Here is a 17,714-nt window from a genome sequence, read left to right on the forward strand (position 1 = left end):
TTCGACCTAACTCAGTCAAGGTCAGTGTCTTACATTCAATTCGACCTAACTCAGTCAAGGTCAGTGTCTTACATTCAATCAGTGCCTTAGAGGCCAGCATCAAGCTGTTTAATCGTTTTAGGTGAAGTTCTGGGCAGTATTGGTGTAAAGAATGTTGTAGGATATTGGCTTCGCGCATCTTGTTGTCCAAGTGTAGTTTTTAGCGAAACCATTTGATCATGCAACAAGATGCGCTTCCACCCTAATTTGATGATTTATTTGTAAATCATCAGGGGATTCTTCAGCGCTAAGCGACCAACAGAAACCACATGGGAACTAGAAAGCTTTATATGCAAAAAATCATTCTCCCACTGATCATGCTAAGTCTTGGCGTATTGCCTCTATTTGCTCCAGCACAGGACAGCAGCGCGTTATGGGGTAAAAAATACGCTGAGGTGAAATCGAGTTTATTGGCTGCTGGCTGGGTATTAGCCCCCGTAGCAGAAGATGAAACGCCAATGACAAAAGATTACCCTGAAATAACCTGTGGTAACGGCGCGATGGCAATTTGCTCTGTCGGCTTTAAGCAAGAAAATAGTACACTTGCCTTAGTTGTTGAATCTATTGAACAAGAGCTTATTGTGACAGGTGAATACTAAATAGCCCAATAGATGATGTTAAACTCAGCCTAAGCATCTAATGTAAACGAGGTAGTGATGTCATCTATCCCCCAATCAAAACAAGAACTTGAATTGGCTATTTACTCAGTTTTCCCAAAATTGATGGCAGACTATCGTTCAATCCCAGCCCAAATATCCCGTGTGTGCAGCATAGAAGGAAACATCAAAGGTACACAAATGAGTGTAAGTGATACAGTCGCTTACCTTATTGGCTGGGGTAAATTAGTGCTCAAATGGTACGAGTTAACATCGCAAGCACTCCCCGTTGATTTTCCCGATACGGGTTATAAATGGAATCAACTGGGATTATTAGCAGAGCGATTTCATCATGAATATAGCCAATGGCAATATACTGATTTACTTGATGAATATGAAATGACAATGGAAAAATTGTCAACGCTGATTGCGAGTCTCAGTGATCAGCAACTGTACGGCATAACTTGGTACGATAAATGGACTCTGGGCCGTATGATCCAATTCAATACTTACTCCCCGATGAAGAATATACGTACCAAAGTACGACGATTCAAAAAAGACAATGCATTACCCTAGTAAATAACTCTTTTCAGCACTGAGGTATTCATGCCAAGTACCCACACTCACCCGCAGTTAGGTCCAAATCCCAACGATAAAGCGCCGATGAAAGGCTTTCCCCAGGTTGGCTTTCTTAAAAATTTTATTTCCCGCGAGAACATTATCGTCGGTGATTACACTTATTATGACGATCCAGCAGGTCCTGAGAGGTTCGAGTCGAATGTACTTTATCACTTTGACTTTATTGGCGATAAACTGAATATCGGTAAATTCTGCGCCATTGCGAAAGACGTGAAATTCATTATGAATGGCGCTAATCATCAAGTATCTGGCTTCTCGACTTATCCTTTTTATATCTTCGGCAATGGCTGGGAGAAAGCGGCGCCCAAGCCCGAAGATTTACCTTTTAAGGGCGACACCTGTATCGGTAACGACGTGTGGATTGGTTATAACGCCACTATCATGCCTGGGGTAAAAATTGGCCACGGCGCCATTGTTGCCAGTCAATCAGTAGTAACAAAAGATGTACCACCCTACGCTGTGGTTGGCGGTAATCCTGCCACAGTGATCAAGCTGAGATTCGAGCAAACTGTGATAGATGAGCTTGTTGCCATCGCTTGGTGGGATTGGCCGATAGAGAAAATCACTCAACACCTAGAGGCTATCGCGGGGGCAGAACTCACAACATTACAGCAGGCAACCTAAATAACGCCTATCGCGAGCAAGACTGAACAAAAAATCTTAAGCGACAAGCATTAAGCAACACACATTAAAAAAACGCCATTAAACGCAAACAAAATCCTATATGCGCAATTTTGTACAAAAGCACTGAGGGTTTCTGGGTTACTATCAGGCACAACCCGCCCATTCATACACTAAACACGGAGGCCTAGTGTGAACACAGAACATGCGGCCTACCAGATTGCCGGTGAATTAGGTGGCCTCGAGTTACTCAATGCCCACTACCATAAACAAAACTTTAGTCGGCACACCCACGAAGGTTACACAGTCGGCGTGATTGAAACGGGGGCGCAGCGTTTTTATCGCACGGGTGGCAACCATGTGGCGCCAAAGCACAGCATCATTCTCGTCAACGCCGACGAAGTCCATAATGGTTGTAGCGCCACCGAGGGCGGTTGGTCCTATCGTGCCATGTATCCAGTACCCGCGCAGTTTGCCAATATTAACAGTGAGCTAGCATCAAACCGCGGTGCGCCCTATTTCCCTGAGCCCGTAGTGTACGATCCTGAATTAGCCGAATTACTGCGCTTCACCTTTACGACTTTAGATACATCGGACAATCGCTTACTGCGCGAAAGCTTGGTCTATTCCAGCTTGACACAGTTGATGACACGCCATGGCAAGAATCGCCCAAGCGATAACCTCGCTGTAATCGCTAAGCCTGCGTTAGCACTGGTGAAATCCTTTATCGACGATCATCCTGCAGCCGACATCTCCCTTGAAGAGCTGGCAACACTCGCGGGATTAAGCCCCTATTATTTGCTGAACCAATTTCAGCGTTATTACGGCTTACCGCCCCACGCTTACCAAATTCAGGCAAGAGTGAGACTCGCCAAAGGAAAAATCAAACAAGGCACACGGCTGCTTGATGTCGCCCTCGATTGTGGTTTTCACGATCAAAGTCACTTGAATCGACATTTTAAGAAGACAGTCGGCGTAACACCGGGGCAATTTGCCAAAGAAATAGGCCGCAATATTATCCAAGCCTAAACAACCACTTTAAGTTAATCTGCCATGCTCATTCTTGCTTTCTCCTCTATTGACTAAGCAAGCAACCTTATCCAAGCATTTATTGTTTAACGGCAACCCCGTCGCCGCTATTTTTAGGAGCCAAAGTGACCACCGACAAGCTTATAGAACCTGATGTTTATCCTGTGCATCCATCGAAATCCAAGGCATTTTTAAAAGGTACATTAGCCATGATGCCGTTGACGATAGCGGTTGTACCTTGGGGCATTTTAGCGGGCTCCTTCGCCATTGAGGTTGGGCTAACGCCCATTGAGAGCCAAGCCATGTCGGCGATTATCTTTGCGGGCGCGGCTCAATTAGTGGCGCTCGGCATGGTGAAAGCCGGTATTGGTCTGTGGAGTATCTTAATTACGACGTTACTCATCACCTCACGCCATCTGTTATATGCAATGGCGATGCGCAGTCAAATCAGTCCGTTGCCATTAAAGTGGCGCCTAACATTGGGCTTTTTGCTCACAGATGAACTGTTTGCCATCGCCAATCAAGGCAAGTTATATAAATTCGACCCTTGGTACGCCCTTGGCGGCGGTTTGAGTTTCTATATCGGTTGGAATATAGCCACACTACTTGGCATAGTGGCGGGCAATGCGATCGAGAATTTAGATGAGATGGGATTAGATTTTGCAATCGCAGCCACCTTTATCGCTCTGGTCGTTCCTACCATAAAAAAACCATCGATTCTCGTCTGTGTATTAGTCTCGCTTACCCTAGCAGTGATATGCGCCGTTTTTAAAATTCAAGCGGGACTGCTCATTGCCGCCATTGCGGGAATGACGGCAGGTGTACTTTACGCCAAAGTGACCAAGGAAGCGGAACGCGCAGAACAATCCGCAAATCAGTTAGCAAGCGCACAGACCAAAACAGAAGTGGATACAGGAACAGGGACTGACATTAAGACAAAAACATTGTCAGGAGAGAAAGCATGATTTGGTTAATGATCTTTTCAATGGCGGCGGTTGTGTTTATCAGTCGTCATTTACTACTTGAGCCTAAACTACCGCTGCGATTAAGTAAGGGCACCCAAACCTTTTTAAGTTACTCAGCCCCTGCGGTACTCACTGCGATCTTTGCGCCTATAGTGTTTGTGCAAGAAGGTCTGCTCGATCTGAGCCTAGACAACAGCTATCTCATCTGCGCCGTAGTCGCTACTGTGTTGGCGCTCATCACCCGTAATACCTTGCTGACCACAGTACTGAGTATGGGACTGTTTTTCTTTATCCACTAAGTCAACAAAGAGTCAGTGCTCAGCAACGGCACTGACTCTTGCATCAATCACTGACACCGTTCCTACCACTCTTTTACACAGCCTACCCCCCTCTGAGACATCGCCCCCTAGAAAATCACTTCCACGTTATCTTGATCTTCCACAATCTTCATGTATTTAGGCTCTTATGTCTGTGCAACTAACAGTATCGGCTTTAACAGTATTTCACACATCGACGATAATGGAAGAGTGATGATATTTATCAGCAATAACAAAGACTCAAACAAAATACTTAACCTAACCATATTCAAACTATTTAGTCTCTAAAAACGTCCATTAAAAAATGTTATTTACTATATCTATTACGGCACTCATCTTAGTATTTTTCTCGGTATAGTTCTCGGAATGAAGAGTCCATTTAAAAAGTTTTACATAATAAAATGCCGCATAAATATTAATCCACATTCAAAAACCAACCCACTAAAAATTAAAGTAAATATACTATATTATAAAGTTCTAAATACCGTTTAAAAATAAATTAATTAACATTTTTAACCAAATTAAAACACACATCAAATTAATTAATTTTTATTTTGTTTAATAAAAATAAAAGTGCTAGTTTTTAGATGTGCCTAGCAGTAATGATTATTTATATGATTTAGAACCACATATAATTGCCATCGGTGCTCTCAATGAAAGGACGTATTTTATTAAAATAAAGGAACAATCATGAGAACAAAATCTAGCCTGGGTATATTATCTTTATCCTGTTTAACCGCACTTGGAACTGTTTCTTTGTTGGCCGAAGCTGCTATTCCGAATACTATTCCAAAACTGTCAATGGTAGAACACGCAGCCCCTGATCTTGATTCGCTTAAAAATGATGCAATTAACGACCCCTCGTTTATCAGCTCGTTATTCTCCTTAGGGCACCATCTTGGATATGCATGGGCTGGCGGTACAGCATCCCAGTATGTTGGTGAAGACATCGAAGTCAGAAGAGAATCGAGCAACGAATATAGTCTTAAAGCCCGCTATAACGGCAATGATCCTTATGCAAGCGGCTACAGAGCGAATGAACGTTTGAAGGTAAATTTACAAAATATTCATTTCGTCACTAATCCTCAAAGTCTAAAGTTAGGTTCACCTCAAGTTTATGATCGTGAGGCTATTTATACTGCTCCTGTGGTTATCTATAACTGGGGCGATACCGAAGATACCGGTGTAGCCACCCTAAACTATGATTACACCACTAGCTGGGCCAAAACCGATAATTTCTCTTTCTCCGAGAAAATTGGCGTAACCAATAAATATGAAGTGGGTATTCCAGGAATAGGTGGAGCGAGTTCTGAAATCAGCGCCGAATTTTCTGCCAGCCAAGGTTGGAGTGAAACCGACGGCAAAAGTACAACGATTTCGAGTCAGGCGCAGTACCGCGCAATTATGCCGCCTCGCAGCAAACGTTATATCTCAATCACCCTATTTAAACAAAAGGCAGATGTCCCATACACCTCAAGTTTATATATGATGTACGATATAAAATATGAGAACTTCTTAAAATGGGGTGGTAATGCGCATATTAATCATCCGACAAATAGACCTAACTTCCCTTACACCTTTGGCGGAGCGAATGCGAATAATCTGAATGGACCAGAAGCCTTAGTCGATCAATATCTTCATCAAGATATAAACGGTTATGGTGTATGGGATTGGCCTGCTGCGATTAATTCGGCACAGTCAAAAAGTGGGTTTGAGTGGCAATTGGCGAATATTGTTAGACAACATGGCGCACCTATCAGCGGTAAATTTACTGCAATAGATTCAAGTCAATTTAATATCGATGCCAGTGAATCCTATCCACTAACGGATGAAGACATTGCTAATCGTCCTAAAAGCGCTCAAAAATTAGGACTGAGTCGCAATATTCAGGTTGCCGTCGGCGAGATCCAAAACAATGATGAAGATGGTTTAATCAAAAAACTGAATATTTCGCAATCAAGCGAAGTCATGTTAAACAATTAAAAACGGTGAGCTTAGGCTCTCAATAACTACTATGACACCAGTATCAGAGAGATCTCGATACAACTAGCCAGTTACTAGCAAATTAAAAATGTAATACAAAGCCACTCATTCGAGTGGCTTTTCTTTCGCTTCTGCTCGCGCCTTTGATTGCTCATCCATCAGGCAAATATAATCTTCAAGCTCTTGCCCAAGAGTGAGATCAAAATGACGGTTTAACCGCACAAGACCTGTGATGCGATCGACCCTGAAATTACGAAAATCAGCACGTAGCTCACACCATGTCAGTAAGGTCCAAGTACCACGCCAAAAATAGATGGCGAGCGGCCTAACTTCCCGCTCGGTGACATCCAGTTTGACATCTTGGTAGAAGAGTTTGACGTATTCGCGTCGCTGAGCCGCATTACGCAAGGGATCGAGGAATTGGAACTCATTGGAATCGAGGTAAAAGTCCGGTGAAAACATCAAGGATTGATAGGCTTGTAGTCGTTTTGGTAGTACGGCTTCGACTTTGATCATCGCCTGCCTCGCTGCGCTACCAAGCTCCTTACCACCCCAAGTTTGCACCATACGCATGCCAACTTGAATCGCTTCGAGTTCGGCTTCGTTAAACATCAAGGGCGGAACATTAACCTCGTGGCGCAACAAATAGCCGACACCCGCTTCCCCTTCAATAGGAATGCCACTTAAACACAAATCCTGCACATCACGGTAAATCGTGCGTGTAGAAACCTCTAACCGTTCAGCCAACTCTTGGGCTGTGGTCAGGCGTTTATGTTTGAGAATTTGCACTATTTGAAATAGGCGATCGGCGCGGCGCATTAGCTCTGGTTTAACCCTTTATCTATCAATCAATTGATTAAGTATTATTACCCTAGGTCAATCGCTGGTATGTCCTTGAATACACACTTGAGTGTTTTTACGATTTGAATCATAAAATCCCGATATAGATCTCAACCTCAGTAGCACTAAGATAGACTTCAAAATCCGTTTGATAGCGTCGCTGATGAAAGCAATCAGCCGCGCTAAAATAACCCCACACTTGCCCCCAAAGATCGATAACACACTGTGGCATATCACCCTGGGCGGTGAATTTTAGGTATTTGCCAGCGTTAAGCTCCAATGGCGTAAAATGACTTGCATCAACAGGGGCATCAATTGCCTTACCCACCAGCACAGAAAACTCGCCATTCATGTCTGACTCATAGTCATAATACACGCCATACATGGGTGAATTGAGCATAGCGGTGAGCTGGGATGATTCAAAAAAGGCTTGCCATAAACTGCCAATTTTAGCGCTATCGACAGACATTTCTGCCCGATTATTCGTGCGGGTGCTTAGTCCAAGTAACGGTCGAGCATCAATATAAACCACATCCATCTTTGTTTCTTCCATAGAAATCTAAACCAATAGGTTAATGTTAGCGTCGTGCCTAAGGGCACGACGCTAACAATTTAACACTCGAAACTACTTATCCTTAGACCACAGACCGACTTTATTGCCTTCACTATCGGCAAATAACGCGATGTAACCACACTCTCCACCATTAATCGGCGTCACTGGCAGCAAAATATTCACATTGGCGGCAGCGAGTTTATCCACTAAAGGTTGCAAATGGGTGCTGAAATGCAAATACACTGTGCTGCCCTGCATTGACGGCTGGCTCATACTGCACTTGACTAGCCCTATGCTCGCCGCACTCGCATCCTCTGTGACTATGCTCGCATATTCCATGTCTTCCATATCGTCACGTTTAAACTCGACCCCAAAATGCTGCTGATAAAAAGCAACGGCACGGTTCATGTCACTGACAGGAATTTCACCCCAAACTAACGGTGCAATAGATAACATTTTCACTTTCTCCTTGTTGAAAAATATCAATGATTCAAAACCTTATTTATAAAATTCAGGACAGAATCATTAACGGGCGACAACAAGCATAAAACAAGGCTACTGACAGCATGATGTCAGTAGCCTTTTAATAAAAGTGAATTTGGGCGTTTTAACTTAACCAGCAACCAAGATTATTTTGGCAAACTGGCTTGGTGAGCCTGAATAAAATCATCCATAACTTTGCTCGCCCTCGCTTGGACGCTAGCTAAGGTATCTGTATCAACCATAGTTTCTACCACTTCGTAGTAGCACTTAATTTTAGGTTCAGTGCCAGATGGTCTGACAATCACCCGAGCCCCGCCCGCTAAGCAGTAAGTCAATACATCGCTCGGTGGTAAGTCGATTTTCTCAACATTTCCATCGGCAAAACGACGCTCAAGTGCCTTTAAATCATCGGTTGAGAGCACATCTAACTCACCAATCTTCACCGGTGGATGCTCGCGCAAATAGGCGCCAATATTGGGCGTGTCAGGTTTTAGCGCAATGCTCACCTGCGCATTGAGATGGAACCCATGCTCACGGTAAATTTGCTCGAGTCTGTCCCAAATCGTTTGCCCCTTCGCCACCAGCTCGGCAGTCAATTGGGCAAATGCCACCAGCGCCGACAAGCCATCTTTGTCCCACACCATGCTGCCAACTGTGTAGCCAAGGGCTTCTTCATAGGCAAACAGGAACTGCTCCTCAGGCGAAGTTTTTGCAATCCCCACATTCATCAGCCACTTAAAGCCGGTGAGCGTGGTAAAGCTTTGCGTGCCAAACCCTTGAGCAATCTTAGATAACAGGCTCGATGACACTATCGTTGTGCCCGTAAGTCGTTGATTATCTTTGGCGTGAGATAACAAGTAATGCCCAAAGAGCACACCGACTTGATCGCCCGTCAGCATCTGATACTCGCCATCCGCTTTACGCACTGCAACCGCAAAACGGTCGGCATCGGGATCGTTAGCACAGGCGAGCATAGCGCCGTGTTTTTTCGCCTCGGCAATCACTAAATCCATCGCCCCTTTTTCTTCAGGGTTTGGGAAGTTCACCGTCGGGAAATCCCCATCGGGTTCACGCTGGGAGGCAACCGAATACACTTGGGTGAAACCTGCATCTTTCAATACCGTTTCAGCCATTTCGGCACCCACACCGTGCATGGCGGTATAGGCTAAACTGACCTTTTCTGGAGCGGTATGGTTTTGCAGCACCTCAGCTTGCTGCACGCCATGACGATAGCTTTGGTAAAAATCGTCCTGCAGGATAATTAACTTACCTTGTGTTACCGCGTCATCATGCTCTAAAAACGGAATCGCTTGATTTGCGGCGCGCTCAATTTGCGCGGCAATGCCAGAGTCGTGGGGCGGAATAATCTGCGCGCCATTCTCCCAATAGACTTTATAGCCATTGTATTGCGGCGGGTTATGACTCGCGGTCACCACAATGCCCGCTGCCGCATTAAAATGTTTTACCCCAAAGGCCACTAGCGGCGTTGGCGCTACTTTGGACGTTAAGCGTACCTTAATCCCCATAGCGGTGAGCACACTCGCTGCATCATGGGCAAAATTAAATGAATCGTGGCGGCCATCATAACCAATCACCACGCCGCGCTCGGCGGCATCTTTAATCTGATCAAGTAGATAAGCACCAAGACCAGCAGAGGTTTGGCGGATCACCAAACGGTTCATCCCCATAGGCCCAGCACCGACGACACCGCGTAATCCTGCGGTGCCAAATTCCAAGCGACCCGCAAAGCGCGCTGCGAGTTCAGCTTCATTGCCGCTATCAATTAGGGTTTGTAACTGGGCTTGAGTGCGAGGGTCAGGATCATTTTCAAGCCAATGGTTTACCTGTAACTGCAGATGGGTATTCATATCACGCCTCATTGAAAATCATTTGCAATCACCTTAGGAAAAAGCACGTAGAAGAACAAGCTAATTTGCATTAATTTCAAAATGAGCCATGGGTATTGCCATAAAAAACGCACTATCTAACAGGTCATGCCAGATAGTGCGTTGGTTTTAACAAACTGGTTTCAAAACGGATTTAGAGTTTAAAGATATTATCCTTCGTATCTCTGTCGATGAGCTTCACAAAGGGATCGACCCCCACATAACTGGGTTTTTCAGCCAAAGTGATCGTCAGCTTGTTTTCACCACTGACCAGCCTATGCTTCTCAATCAATAACACCTGTTTGTCATCCTTTAGCTTATCGGGATCGGCACTAAAGGCACCGATATCGATGATGGCATCTAAAGATTGTTCGGTTTCTTCACCTTTACCACTGGCGACTTTGCGACTGGCATAAATGCTCAAGTCAACTTGCGTCTTACCATCAGGCAGAGTGGTCATTACCGCATTGGTTAACCTAAGATCGTAGAGTGTGATCTCATTAAAAGACTCATCGATAAAGCGGGCTTGCGCTTCATCTGTGCCTTGCTCAAGGTCACTCACTAAATCCAATGTGGTTGGGAAAGGATCGTTACGATACTGATAACGCGCTAAGAATGCCTTCAAATTAGCGTTAAGTTTCTCTTCACCCAACACATCTTTAATGGCCATCATCACCACTGAGCCTTTCTGATAATGAATGTACTGCTGATTTTCACTGCGCAGCAAAGGCATTTCTTTGATGGATTCAGATGAACGGCCACGTAAATATCTATCTAATTCGTATTTCAAGAATTTACGGATCATTTTATCGCCGTACTTTTTCTCCAGCACCATCAGCGCCGAATACTGTGACAAGCTTTCGGATATCACAGCACTGCCCTGCACATCCGCAGCGCCCACTTGGTGTCCCCACCATTGATGCGCCACTTCATGGGCTGTGACGTAATACACAGGATCGATATTATCCTCATTGCGTAAATCAGTAATAAAACCAATACGCTCTGAGTAAGGCACTGTATTAGCAAAACTTTGTGCAAAACTACGGTAACCCGGGAACTCCATAATTCGCATTTGCTTATGCTGATAAGGCCCAAATGCTTGTGTGTAGTAATCGATAGAATCTTTAACCGACTCTATCATGCGCGCAACGTTCCAAGGATGCTCCGCATGGTAGTAAACCTCAACCGCAACACCATTGTGCTCAGTTTTTTCCACCTGGTAACGGCCCGAAATAATCGCGTAGAAATTCACCATAGGGCTATCCATTGAATAATGGAAATACTCACGCCCATCCTGCTGCCACTGTTTTTGCAAATACCCTGGCGCTAATGCAATTTGATCTGCACTTGTCGAAATAGTGGCTTCAAACTGAATGAAATCACCATCGACGCCAAAGAAGTTTTGCGTGTAGTAACGGCTGTCTTCAAGCTTATTCGCTCGAGCTTTTTCGGCTAAATCGCGCTTTTCGCGCTCGTGGCGATCCATCAGCTCATAGCCGTCTTGATAACCAAAGAGGGGCAATAGTTCGAAGTTGTTGATGAAGGTGCCATTTTCAACCACAGACATATCAAAGCCAGCTTCAGCAATACCCACAGACTGACGTACTAATTGAATGTCCCCTTGCACCACCTGCCCAGGCTGCACAGGTGTCGAAAAGGTCAACCAAGCATTGCGATAGCGGCTATCTAACTCACCTAAGTTTGTATTTGGGATATTGATTTTTACCGTTTCGGCCTCAGTATGCTCGGGCCACTGCACTAACATCCTTTCGATTGGTTTATCTGACTTGTTTTGCCATTCGAATATCACCTTAGCAACAATTTTTCGCTCTTCAGGGAAAATATCAATATTCGCATTGACCTTAGTGGCCACTAAAATCGGCATGCTTTGGTATTGTTTGAAGGCCTTCTCATAATCGGCTTGCAGATCTGTGGTTTCATCTTGGGTTAAATAATGATTCAACACTTTTGTTTGGTAGAACAAATAACTGCCCATGCCAAAAAACACCACCAAAGCAACGCTTACAATGACTTTGCCACTAAAACCAAGCTGATAACTCAGTAATCCCATACGGGTTTTAAGGCTTTGCTGCGGTCCGCGATGGTACAAGCCATAACCTAAAACAAACAGGATAAGGCTAAAAGCCCCCCAGTAAATCATATAGAGTGCATGACTTAATAAGCCCCAACCGTAGCCGTTCATATCCGAGTAAATTAAGGTCGGTGATTGACCAAAGTTATATAAGCTATGGCCAAATCCCCAGCTTGCCATAACAAATGTCGTTAGATAATAAGCAACAAATAGTCCCATACCTGCGTACTTATTTGGGCTAAGCACTTGCAGGAAAAACGCCAGCACAGCGGTCATCAACAGCGGAAGGAGGTAATAAAATCCCAGTCGAATAAGGTACTGAGCAATCTCAAGATTGGTTTGACCTTTTATCAATTGAAATACAATTGTGGTACACATTGCGAGCACATAGAGCAAGGTCATCACTATGACCACAGACACTAACTTTGAGCCCCAAAAGCTTAAGTTTGATACAGGAACGCTATCGACGATATCTCCCATTCCTGAACTGCGTTCACGCCAGACGATTTCTGCGCTGTAATAAATCAGCACTATCACCATCAATAACCCAGTCGCGCCGGCAATGTTATTCACCATATCTTGGGTTAATGGCCAATTAGATGTGCCGTACCAACCAAAATCATCGAACATGGGGCCGACTAAATTGAAAATAGTCAGCACACCTAACACCACAAATGGCGCGGTAAATAGTACTTGCCGTACTTCAAATTTAACCCGCGTCCAAAATTGCTGGCGACCATTAGGCTCAGTTGCCATAGCCAATTGTGCCAAAGGCACTAAGCTAGGAACTTTTCCTGCTTTATCGGATTTTTTCTCACGTTTCTTAGTCAAACTCGGCTGACGGAAAATCCCTGAAACGGCCAGTAACACGCAGACAATTCCAAACCATATCGCCCGGTTTTGCAGTACGAGTCCTGAGAATTCAATTAACTGGCTATTCTTCTCGCTAATGGTCCAGTAACGGGTCACTTCGGCAAAGGTGCGCAGCGCAAAGGGATCAAGCAAAGCAGCAATAGTACGATATTGTGGCTGACTCGCCATTTCGCCCGTCAAGGTATACAGCACCAACATGGCTACAGCGGTCAGATAGAGCGCCATTAAGGAACGAAAATGACTTGCCATCGCATAGAATAGAGTCGAGATCAGCAGCAAAGTCGGCATGGCGAGTAAAAAATACGGCACAAGATAATTCGATAACGCAAAAGGCCCAAAACGGCTAGCATCGACCCATGGCATAAAAGAGCCGAGCATTAACCCTATGGGGATAAAGGCAAATACCATCATCACCACAACAAAACTGCCGAGAAATCGACCAAATTGGTATGCAAATGGTGATAGGGGTTTGCTATAAATCAGCTCTTCCATTAAATGCTGATGATTGCGAATAGCCGTGCTACCCACAAAATTCACCACGGCAAACATGGAAATAAGTCCCATGATCAACATGGTTTGAGTAATCCCAAATGGGCTGTTTTTCATCACCTCACCGCCGCTACCAATTTGAATATTGTTAGAGACGACTGATAGAAAACTCATTAAAAACAATAGAAAAGAAACAACATAAAAGGATGGCTGACGCAAATAATAACGCCACTCAAACCTAAGCATTGATAACAACATATTGATATCTCCTTAGGCAGCCTGACGGCGGTGACTGAGCAAAGTCGAAAAATACAGATCTTCAAGCCCAGCAGTCGCAGAGGTAAATCCTTCAGGACAAGTTTCAGCCATCACATTAAGGACTGTGCGTCCCGCTAATAAACGCTTAGAAATCACAGGTAATTGCGCTTCAAGCTCCTGCGCCTGTGCTTGACTCACAGTCTTAGTCCAAATTTTTTCCGTTAATTCACCCACCAATTGATGTGGATTGCCTTGAAGCAGAATTTTACCCGATGCCAAAACCGCCATATTAGCGCAGAGTTCAGACACATCTTCGACAATGTGAGTCGAGAGGATTACCACTTTTTCCTCGCCTAAACTCACCAGCAAGTTATGGAAACGGTTACGTTCTTCGGGATCGAGACCCGCAGTCGGCTCATCCACAATCAATAATTTAGGATCCCCAAGTAAGGCCTGAGCAATACCAAAACGCTGACGCATACCGCCAGAAAAACCACTCACGGCTTTATTTTTATGCTGATAAAGATTGGTGTGTGCCAGCAATCCTTCAACCGCTTCTTTACGCAGCTTGCTTTGATTAATGCCCTTAAGAATGGCTAAATGATCTAACAGGTCATAGGCACTAATACGCGGATAAACATTAAAGTCCTGGGGCAAATATCCCAAGGTTTTACGCAGCGCTTGAGGATCGGCTAATACATCAATACCATCAAACACTATGCTGCCACTATCGGCGCTTTGCAGGGCGGCAATAGTACGCATGAGTGATGACTTGCCCGCGCCATTGGGTCCGAGTAAACCAAACATCCCTTTGGAAATCGTTAAATCAACACCATCGAGTGCTTTAACACCGTTATCATAGGTTTTAGTGAGATTAGAAATAGTCAGCATGCTTCCCTCTTGCGTCTGTGAGTTCAAAATACCGACAAACTATCACATAAAATTAACCTTTACAGTAGTTATCAAGATATTCATGTACTTACAGAATGCTAGCCAGCAAAACAAACTACATATTCTTAATTCCTAAAATAGCAAAAGGGACTCTATTTGAGTCCCTTGCTATTGAAATACAATATAAAAGTAAAAATATGCCACGAATTAAAATATGGCGTACTAAATACAATTAGTTACATAAACGCCAACATTAGCGCGAGGGTAAAGTGCCATCAAATACACGTACTTTGATATTCTTTTTCAGGTTATCTTGGTCTTGTTGCCATTCTTGCCACTGGGTGAGACTAATACTAAGCTGCAATGAAAAATCAGTAGAAATCCACTGTTTTTGCCCTTGAGTATATTTAGGTGCAGGGACTATGTTACTGGGTCCAACGAAGGACGCAGAACACATAAAGGTTTTGAAATACACTTGGTCAATCGATAAATCGAGGGCGCTGGGCGATGTTAAACATTGACCACTGCCCGGCTCTTGATACGAGGCAAATTGGTACAGGATTGCTGGTGTATTATTGGTACTATCGGGAACAGAAGCAGTTTGATGACAAGATAAACAGCTACTTAATGCATTATCCGCAGGGCCATTTAAACGCCCATTACACCCTAAGTGTCCCGCATTGGTGTGCTCATTCAAACGGCCAACGACCTCTTGAAATACGGCGCTATCCTTAAGCCCTGTGATTGGGTTTTGAGGGAATGCTGCCGCTCCCACTGTTGCTGGCGGCGTGTCATTCCCCCACATTAATCCCAGAGGTGAGATACGATCCCAAGGATTTTTCTCTTTCGCTTTAAACTGACCATCGGCGACAAAAGTGCCATAGGCCCAGCCCACGGGTGAACGGCTGTCGCGCACTGCAATATCAAACTGCAACAAGTACACATCGGCGACAGAGCGCGGGCATTGCTCTGTTTCCTGTTGGAAACTACAGGCACTGCCATCAGCGTTTTTACATACACAGAAATCACTGGCACTGATATTGGCTTGCCAAACAGGTACATTTTCAAGGAAAGGATAGTTATTAGGCGTTGCAGTAGTAAACAGTAACTTGCCAATCACACTGCCTTCATTAAATGCAAAATTTTGCTGGGGCATCACAGGTGATGGTGCCCCCGTCCATACCTTGCCAATGCTGTTTGCCGCCTGAGGATTATAAAAACCCACCGCCCACATAGTGGTTTTAAGGGAGCCTTGGCCTTTTATCTCCATAGTAACGGGGGCTTCTCGGGTCAAGCCATGGATAAATTCCCGCCCACTCATGGGATCATAGGTCTGATAGGGAATATGGTACCAAGAGCGCACCTTGTTATTACACAGATCCCAGTCTTTACTGACATCGCCTTTGTCGATGTTTCCCTCTTGGATGTACTTCATCACAGCCCAGAGGTATTGCTCAGCTTGGGTATTTTTATCACTTTCACTCAGATTTTTATCGAAGGGATTGAATTTAAGCCAAGGTGCAGCGCTATCTGGTTTAGCACTCGAATAAGCATCACTGAGGCTAAAAATAGGCCCCTTCCAGCCCGAATAAGCTTGGTTGATAATGACTTGATTGTCCCACATGCCTGTTTTTGCAAAAGTAGGATCTTGGAAGTAACTTGGATAGGCTCCAGTACAGGTTGAGTTTGCATTAGATGTAATGTTCGTCGATTGTTTATCTGCAGCTTTTACGTTGACTGCTGTCAATGAACAAACGGTGAGCAGAAGTATGGCGGTAATGTTGAGTTTCATAATATCGTCCTTGAAGAGTATTAGTCCTAAAAACTCCCTTTGTGAGCCCAAAACTAACAACGGCTCGAATTAAGCATAGACTAATTTTTAACATCTTCTGTAAAGCTTAACGATTCACATATTAAGGATATAAAAAAGGCCGTTTAGCATGACTAAACGGCCGAAACATATTGCTTATTGGACTAGCCGTCCAAGCTATTTCTCAACTTCTTGCCCACGCGTCTTCCACAGCGAATACAAGACACCTAAGACTAACAGACCAAAAGTCACACCAAGGGACACTGCTGTTGGGATAGTAAAGTCCACTATTCCCTCGTGATTGAAATACACTAAACCCACTTTCACCCCAATAAATACTAATACCACTGACAGCGCATATTTAAGGTATTCGAAACGGTGCACCATAGCAGCCAACGCAAAATACAAAGCACGTAGCCCCAGAATCGCGAAGATATTCGAGGTATAAACGATGAAAGGATCTTGGGTAATCGCAAAAATAGCTGGAATACTGTCGACTGCAAACACCAAATCCGCGGTTTCCACTAAGATCAACGCCAAGAATAACGGCGTCGCCCACCATCCTTTTGTTAACTGATGATCTTCGCCACGTACCCAGAATTTTTCTTTATGCAGCGTTGGCGTAAAACGCATCTTAGTGCGTAACCATTTATAAAACTTATTGTCTTGGATATCACCGTGCTCATCGTTTGAGAAGAGCATTTTCACGCCAGTGAAAATCAAGAAGAGTCCAAATAACACAAGTACACCTTGATACTGGGCAACAAGCACAGCACCAAGACCGATCATAATGGCGCGCAACACTATTACGCCCATAATGCCCCAGAAGAGCACTCTATGTTGGTATAAACGTGGGATACCTAAGCTACTGAAGATTAACGCGATAACAAATACGTTATCCATAGACAGTGATTTTTCAATCAGATAGCCCGTTAGGTATTCCATACCGGCGGTTGAACCCTTGTACCACCAGAGCCAGGCCCCAAACAATAAGCCCATACAGATATAAAAGGCTGAAAGCTTTAAACTTTCAGCCACGGTAATTTCATGCTGCTCCTTGTGCAATACGCCAAGGTCAAAAGCTAATAACGCCAGCACAAAACCGAAAAACATTAACCAAACCCAAAGCGGGTAACCCACAAATAGGGTGGTAAAAAACTCCATAAGTCTCCTTAGTAACACATAACGACTGATCTAAATCAGTAAAGTTGAGCAGATAGACATTAACTCATTGTAGAAATATAAACTGTGAAATCTTATATGAAAAATGCAACTATCAAGATTAAAATTCTTTTATAATCAATATGATTATGGTGCTTATTTATACTTACACTTCGAATAAGTGTACTT

15 protein-coding genes are annotated in these 17,714 nt (G+C 44.2%); 7 read left to right on the forward strand and 8 right to left on the reverse strand.

What is annotated here, in order from left to right:
• The first annotated feature begins 329 nt into the window (after positions 1-329).
• The 7 genes from L5M17_RS20865 (at position 330) to L5M17_RS20895 (ending at position 6,189) form a co-directional block, all read left to right on the forward strand.
• Positions 330-638, forward strand: a complete 309-nt coding sequence (locus tag L5M17_RS20865) for a hypothetical protein (RefSeq protein WP_263149003.1) — start codon at positions 330-332, stop codon at positions 636-638.
• 57 nt (positions 639-695) lie between these two features.
• A complete protein-coding gene (locus L5M17_RS20870) occupies positions 696-1,211 on the forward strand; it encodes a ClbS/DfsB family four-helix bundle protein (RefSeq protein WP_263149005.1) in 516 nt (171 codons plus the stop codon).
• Between the two features lie 30 nt (positions 1,212-1,241).
• On the forward strand, positions 1,242-1,898 hold the full coding sequence (locus L5M17_RS20875; protein WP_168823624.1) for a Vat family streptogramin A O-acetyltransferase: 657 nt from the start codon (positions 1,242-1,244) through the stop codon (positions 1,896-1,898).
• A 189-nt stretch (positions 1,899-2,087) separates the two neighbouring features.
• Positions 2,088-2,924 carry an AraC family transcriptional regulator gene (locus L5M17_RS20880; RefSeq protein WP_263149007.1) on the forward strand — a complete coding sequence of 279 codons (837 nt, stop codon included), beginning with the start codon at positions 2,088-2,090 and terminating at the stop codon, positions 2,922-2,924.
• 125 nt (positions 2,925-3,049) lie between these two features.
• Positions 3,050-3,889, forward strand: coding sequence for an AzlC family ABC transporter permease (locus L5M17_RS20885; RefSeq protein ID WP_263149009.1), 840 nt, complete (start codon positions 3,050-3,052; stop codon positions 3,887-3,889).
• Positions 3,886-4,188 (forward strand): AzlD domain-containing protein, encoded by a 303-nt coding sequence (locus tag L5M17_RS20890; RefSeq protein ID WP_028760501.1) that lies wholly within the window; start codon positions 3,886-3,888, stop codon positions 4,186-4,188. The genes L5M17_RS20885 and L5M17_RS20890 overlap by 4 nt, the downstream gene beginning before the upstream one ends.
• A gap of 708 nt (positions 4,189-4,896) precedes the next feature.
• Positions 4,897-6,189: an aerolysin family beta-barrel pore-forming toxin gene (locus tag L5M17_RS20895; protein ID WP_263149011.1), complete on the forward strand. Its 1,293-nt coding sequence runs from the start codon at positions 4,897-4,899 to the stop codon at positions 6,187-6,189.
• A 105-nt stretch (positions 6,190-6,294) separates the two neighbouring features.
• Here the strand turns inward: L5M17_RS20895 and L5M17_RS20900 are convergent, their stop codons facing one another.
• The 8 genes from L5M17_RS20900 to L5M17_RS20935 all read right to left on the reverse strand — a co-directional run bounded on the left by L5M17_RS20900 (position 6,295) and on the right by L5M17_RS20935 (position 17,528).
• Complete coding sequence (locus L5M17_RS20900; protein WP_028760503.1) at positions 6,295-7,008, reverse strand: helix-turn-helix transcriptional regulator; 714 nt, start codon at positions 7,006-7,008, stop codon at positions 6,295-6,297.
• 109 nt (positions 7,009-7,117) lie between these two features.
• Positions 7,118-7,567, reverse strand: a complete 450-nt coding sequence (locus L5M17_RS20905) for a GyrI-like domain-containing protein (protein ID WP_263149034.1) — start codon at positions 7,565-7,567, stop codon at positions 7,118-7,120.
• Positions 7,568-7,654: 87 nt separating this feature from the next.
• Positions 7,655-8,038 (reverse strand): VOC family protein, encoded by a 384-nt coding sequence (locus L5M17_RS20910; RefSeq protein WP_212599862.1) that lies wholly within the window; start codon positions 8,036-8,038, stop codon positions 7,655-7,657.
• A 173-nt stretch (positions 8,039-8,211) separates the two neighbouring features.
• Entirely contained in the window at positions 8,212-9,933 is a 1,722-nt protein-coding gene (locus tag L5M17_RS20915; protein WP_263149013.1) for a phospho-sugar mutase, read from the reverse strand.
• A gap of 172 nt (positions 9,934-10,105) precedes the next feature.
• The gene (locus L5M17_RS20920) at positions 10,106-13,663 is read right to left on the reverse strand and encodes an ABC transporter permease/M1 family aminopeptidase (protein ID WP_263149015.1); all 3,558 of its coding nucleotides are present in this window, start codon (positions 13,661-13,663) and stop codon (positions 10,106-10,108) included.
• 12 nt (positions 13,664-13,675) lie between these two features.
• Complete coding sequence (locus L5M17_RS20925) at positions 13,676-14,554, reverse strand: ABC transporter ATP-binding protein (protein ID WP_219256113.1); 879 nt, start codon at positions 14,552-14,554, stop codon at positions 13,676-13,678.
• 253 nt (positions 14,555-14,807) lie between these two features.
• Complete coding sequence (locus L5M17_RS20930) at positions 14,808-16,346, reverse strand: hypothetical protein (RefSeq protein ID WP_263149017.1); 1,539 nt, start codon at positions 16,344-16,346, stop codon at positions 14,808-14,810.
• Positions 16,347-16,541: 195 nt separating this feature from the next.
• The gene (locus tag L5M17_RS20935; protein WP_131525740.1) at positions 16,542-17,528 is read right to left on the reverse strand and encodes a TerC family protein; all 987 of its coding nucleotides are present in this window, start codon (positions 17,526-17,528) and stop codon (positions 16,542-16,544) included.
• Positions 17,529-17,714 lie beyond the last annotated feature (186 nt).

The sequence above is a fragment of the Shewanella sp. SW24 genome (assembly GCF_025653395.1).
In the GTDB taxonomy this organism is placed as follows: domain Bacteria; phylum Pseudomonadota; class Gammaproteobacteria; order Enterobacterales; family Shewanellaceae; genus Shewanella; species Shewanella oncorhynchi.

What these genes read in the sequence shown, in the direction of transcription:
- L5M17_RS20865 (WP_263149003.1), top strand. Translation starts at nt 330, where the DNA reads ATGCAAAAAATCATTCTCCCACTGATCATGCTAAGTCTTGGCGTATTG.
- L5M17_RS20870 (WP_263149005.1), top strand. Translation starts at nt 696, where the DNA reads ATGTCATCTATCCCCCAATCAAAACAAGAACTTGAATTGGCTATTTAC.
- L5M17_RS20875 (WP_168823624.1), top strand. Translation starts at nt 1,242, where the DNA reads ATGCCAAGTACCCACACTCACCCGCAGTTAGGTCCAAATCCCAACGAT.
- L5M17_RS20890 (WP_028760501.1), top strand. Translation starts at nt 3,886, where the DNA reads ATGATTTGGTTAATGATCTTTTCAATGGCGGCGGTTGTGTTTATCAGT.
- L5M17_RS20895 (WP_263149011.1), top strand. Translation starts at nt 4,897, where the DNA reads ATGAGAACAAAATCTAGCCTGGGTATATTATCTTTATCCTGTTTAACC.
- L5M17_RS20900 (WP_028760503.1), bottom strand. Translation starts at nt 7,008, where the DNA reads ATGCGCCGCGCCGATCGCCTATTTCAAATAGTGCAAATTCTCAAACAT.
- L5M17_RS20905 (WP_263149034.1), bottom strand. Translation starts at nt 7,567, where the DNA reads ATGGATGTGGTTTATATTGATGCTCGACCGTTACTTGGACTAAGCACC.
- L5M17_RS20910 (WP_212599862.1), bottom strand. Translation starts at nt 8,038, where the DNA reads ATGTTATCTATTGCACCGTTAGTTTGGGGTGAAATTCCTGTCAGTGAC.
- L5M17_RS20915 (WP_263149013.1), bottom strand. Translation starts at nt 9,933, where the DNA reads ATGAATACCCATCTGCAGTTACAGGTAAACCATTGGCTTGAAAATGAT.
- L5M17_RS20920 (WP_263149015.1), bottom strand. Translation starts at nt 13,663, where the DNA reads ATGTTGTTATCAATGCTTAGGTTTGAGTGGCGTTATTATTTGCGTCAG.
- L5M17_RS20925 (WP_219256113.1), bottom strand. Translation starts at nt 14,554, where the DNA reads ATGCTGACTATTTCTAATCTCACTAAAACCTATGATAACGGTGTTAAA.
- L5M17_RS20930 (WP_263149017.1), bottom strand. Translation starts at nt 16,346, where the DNA reads ATGAAACTCAACATTACCGCCATACTTCTGCTCACCGTTTGTTCATTG.
- L5M17_RS20935 (WP_131525740.1), bottom strand. Translation starts at nt 17,528, where the DNA reads ATGGAGTTTTTTACCACCCTATTTGTGGGTTACCCGCTTTGGGTTTGG.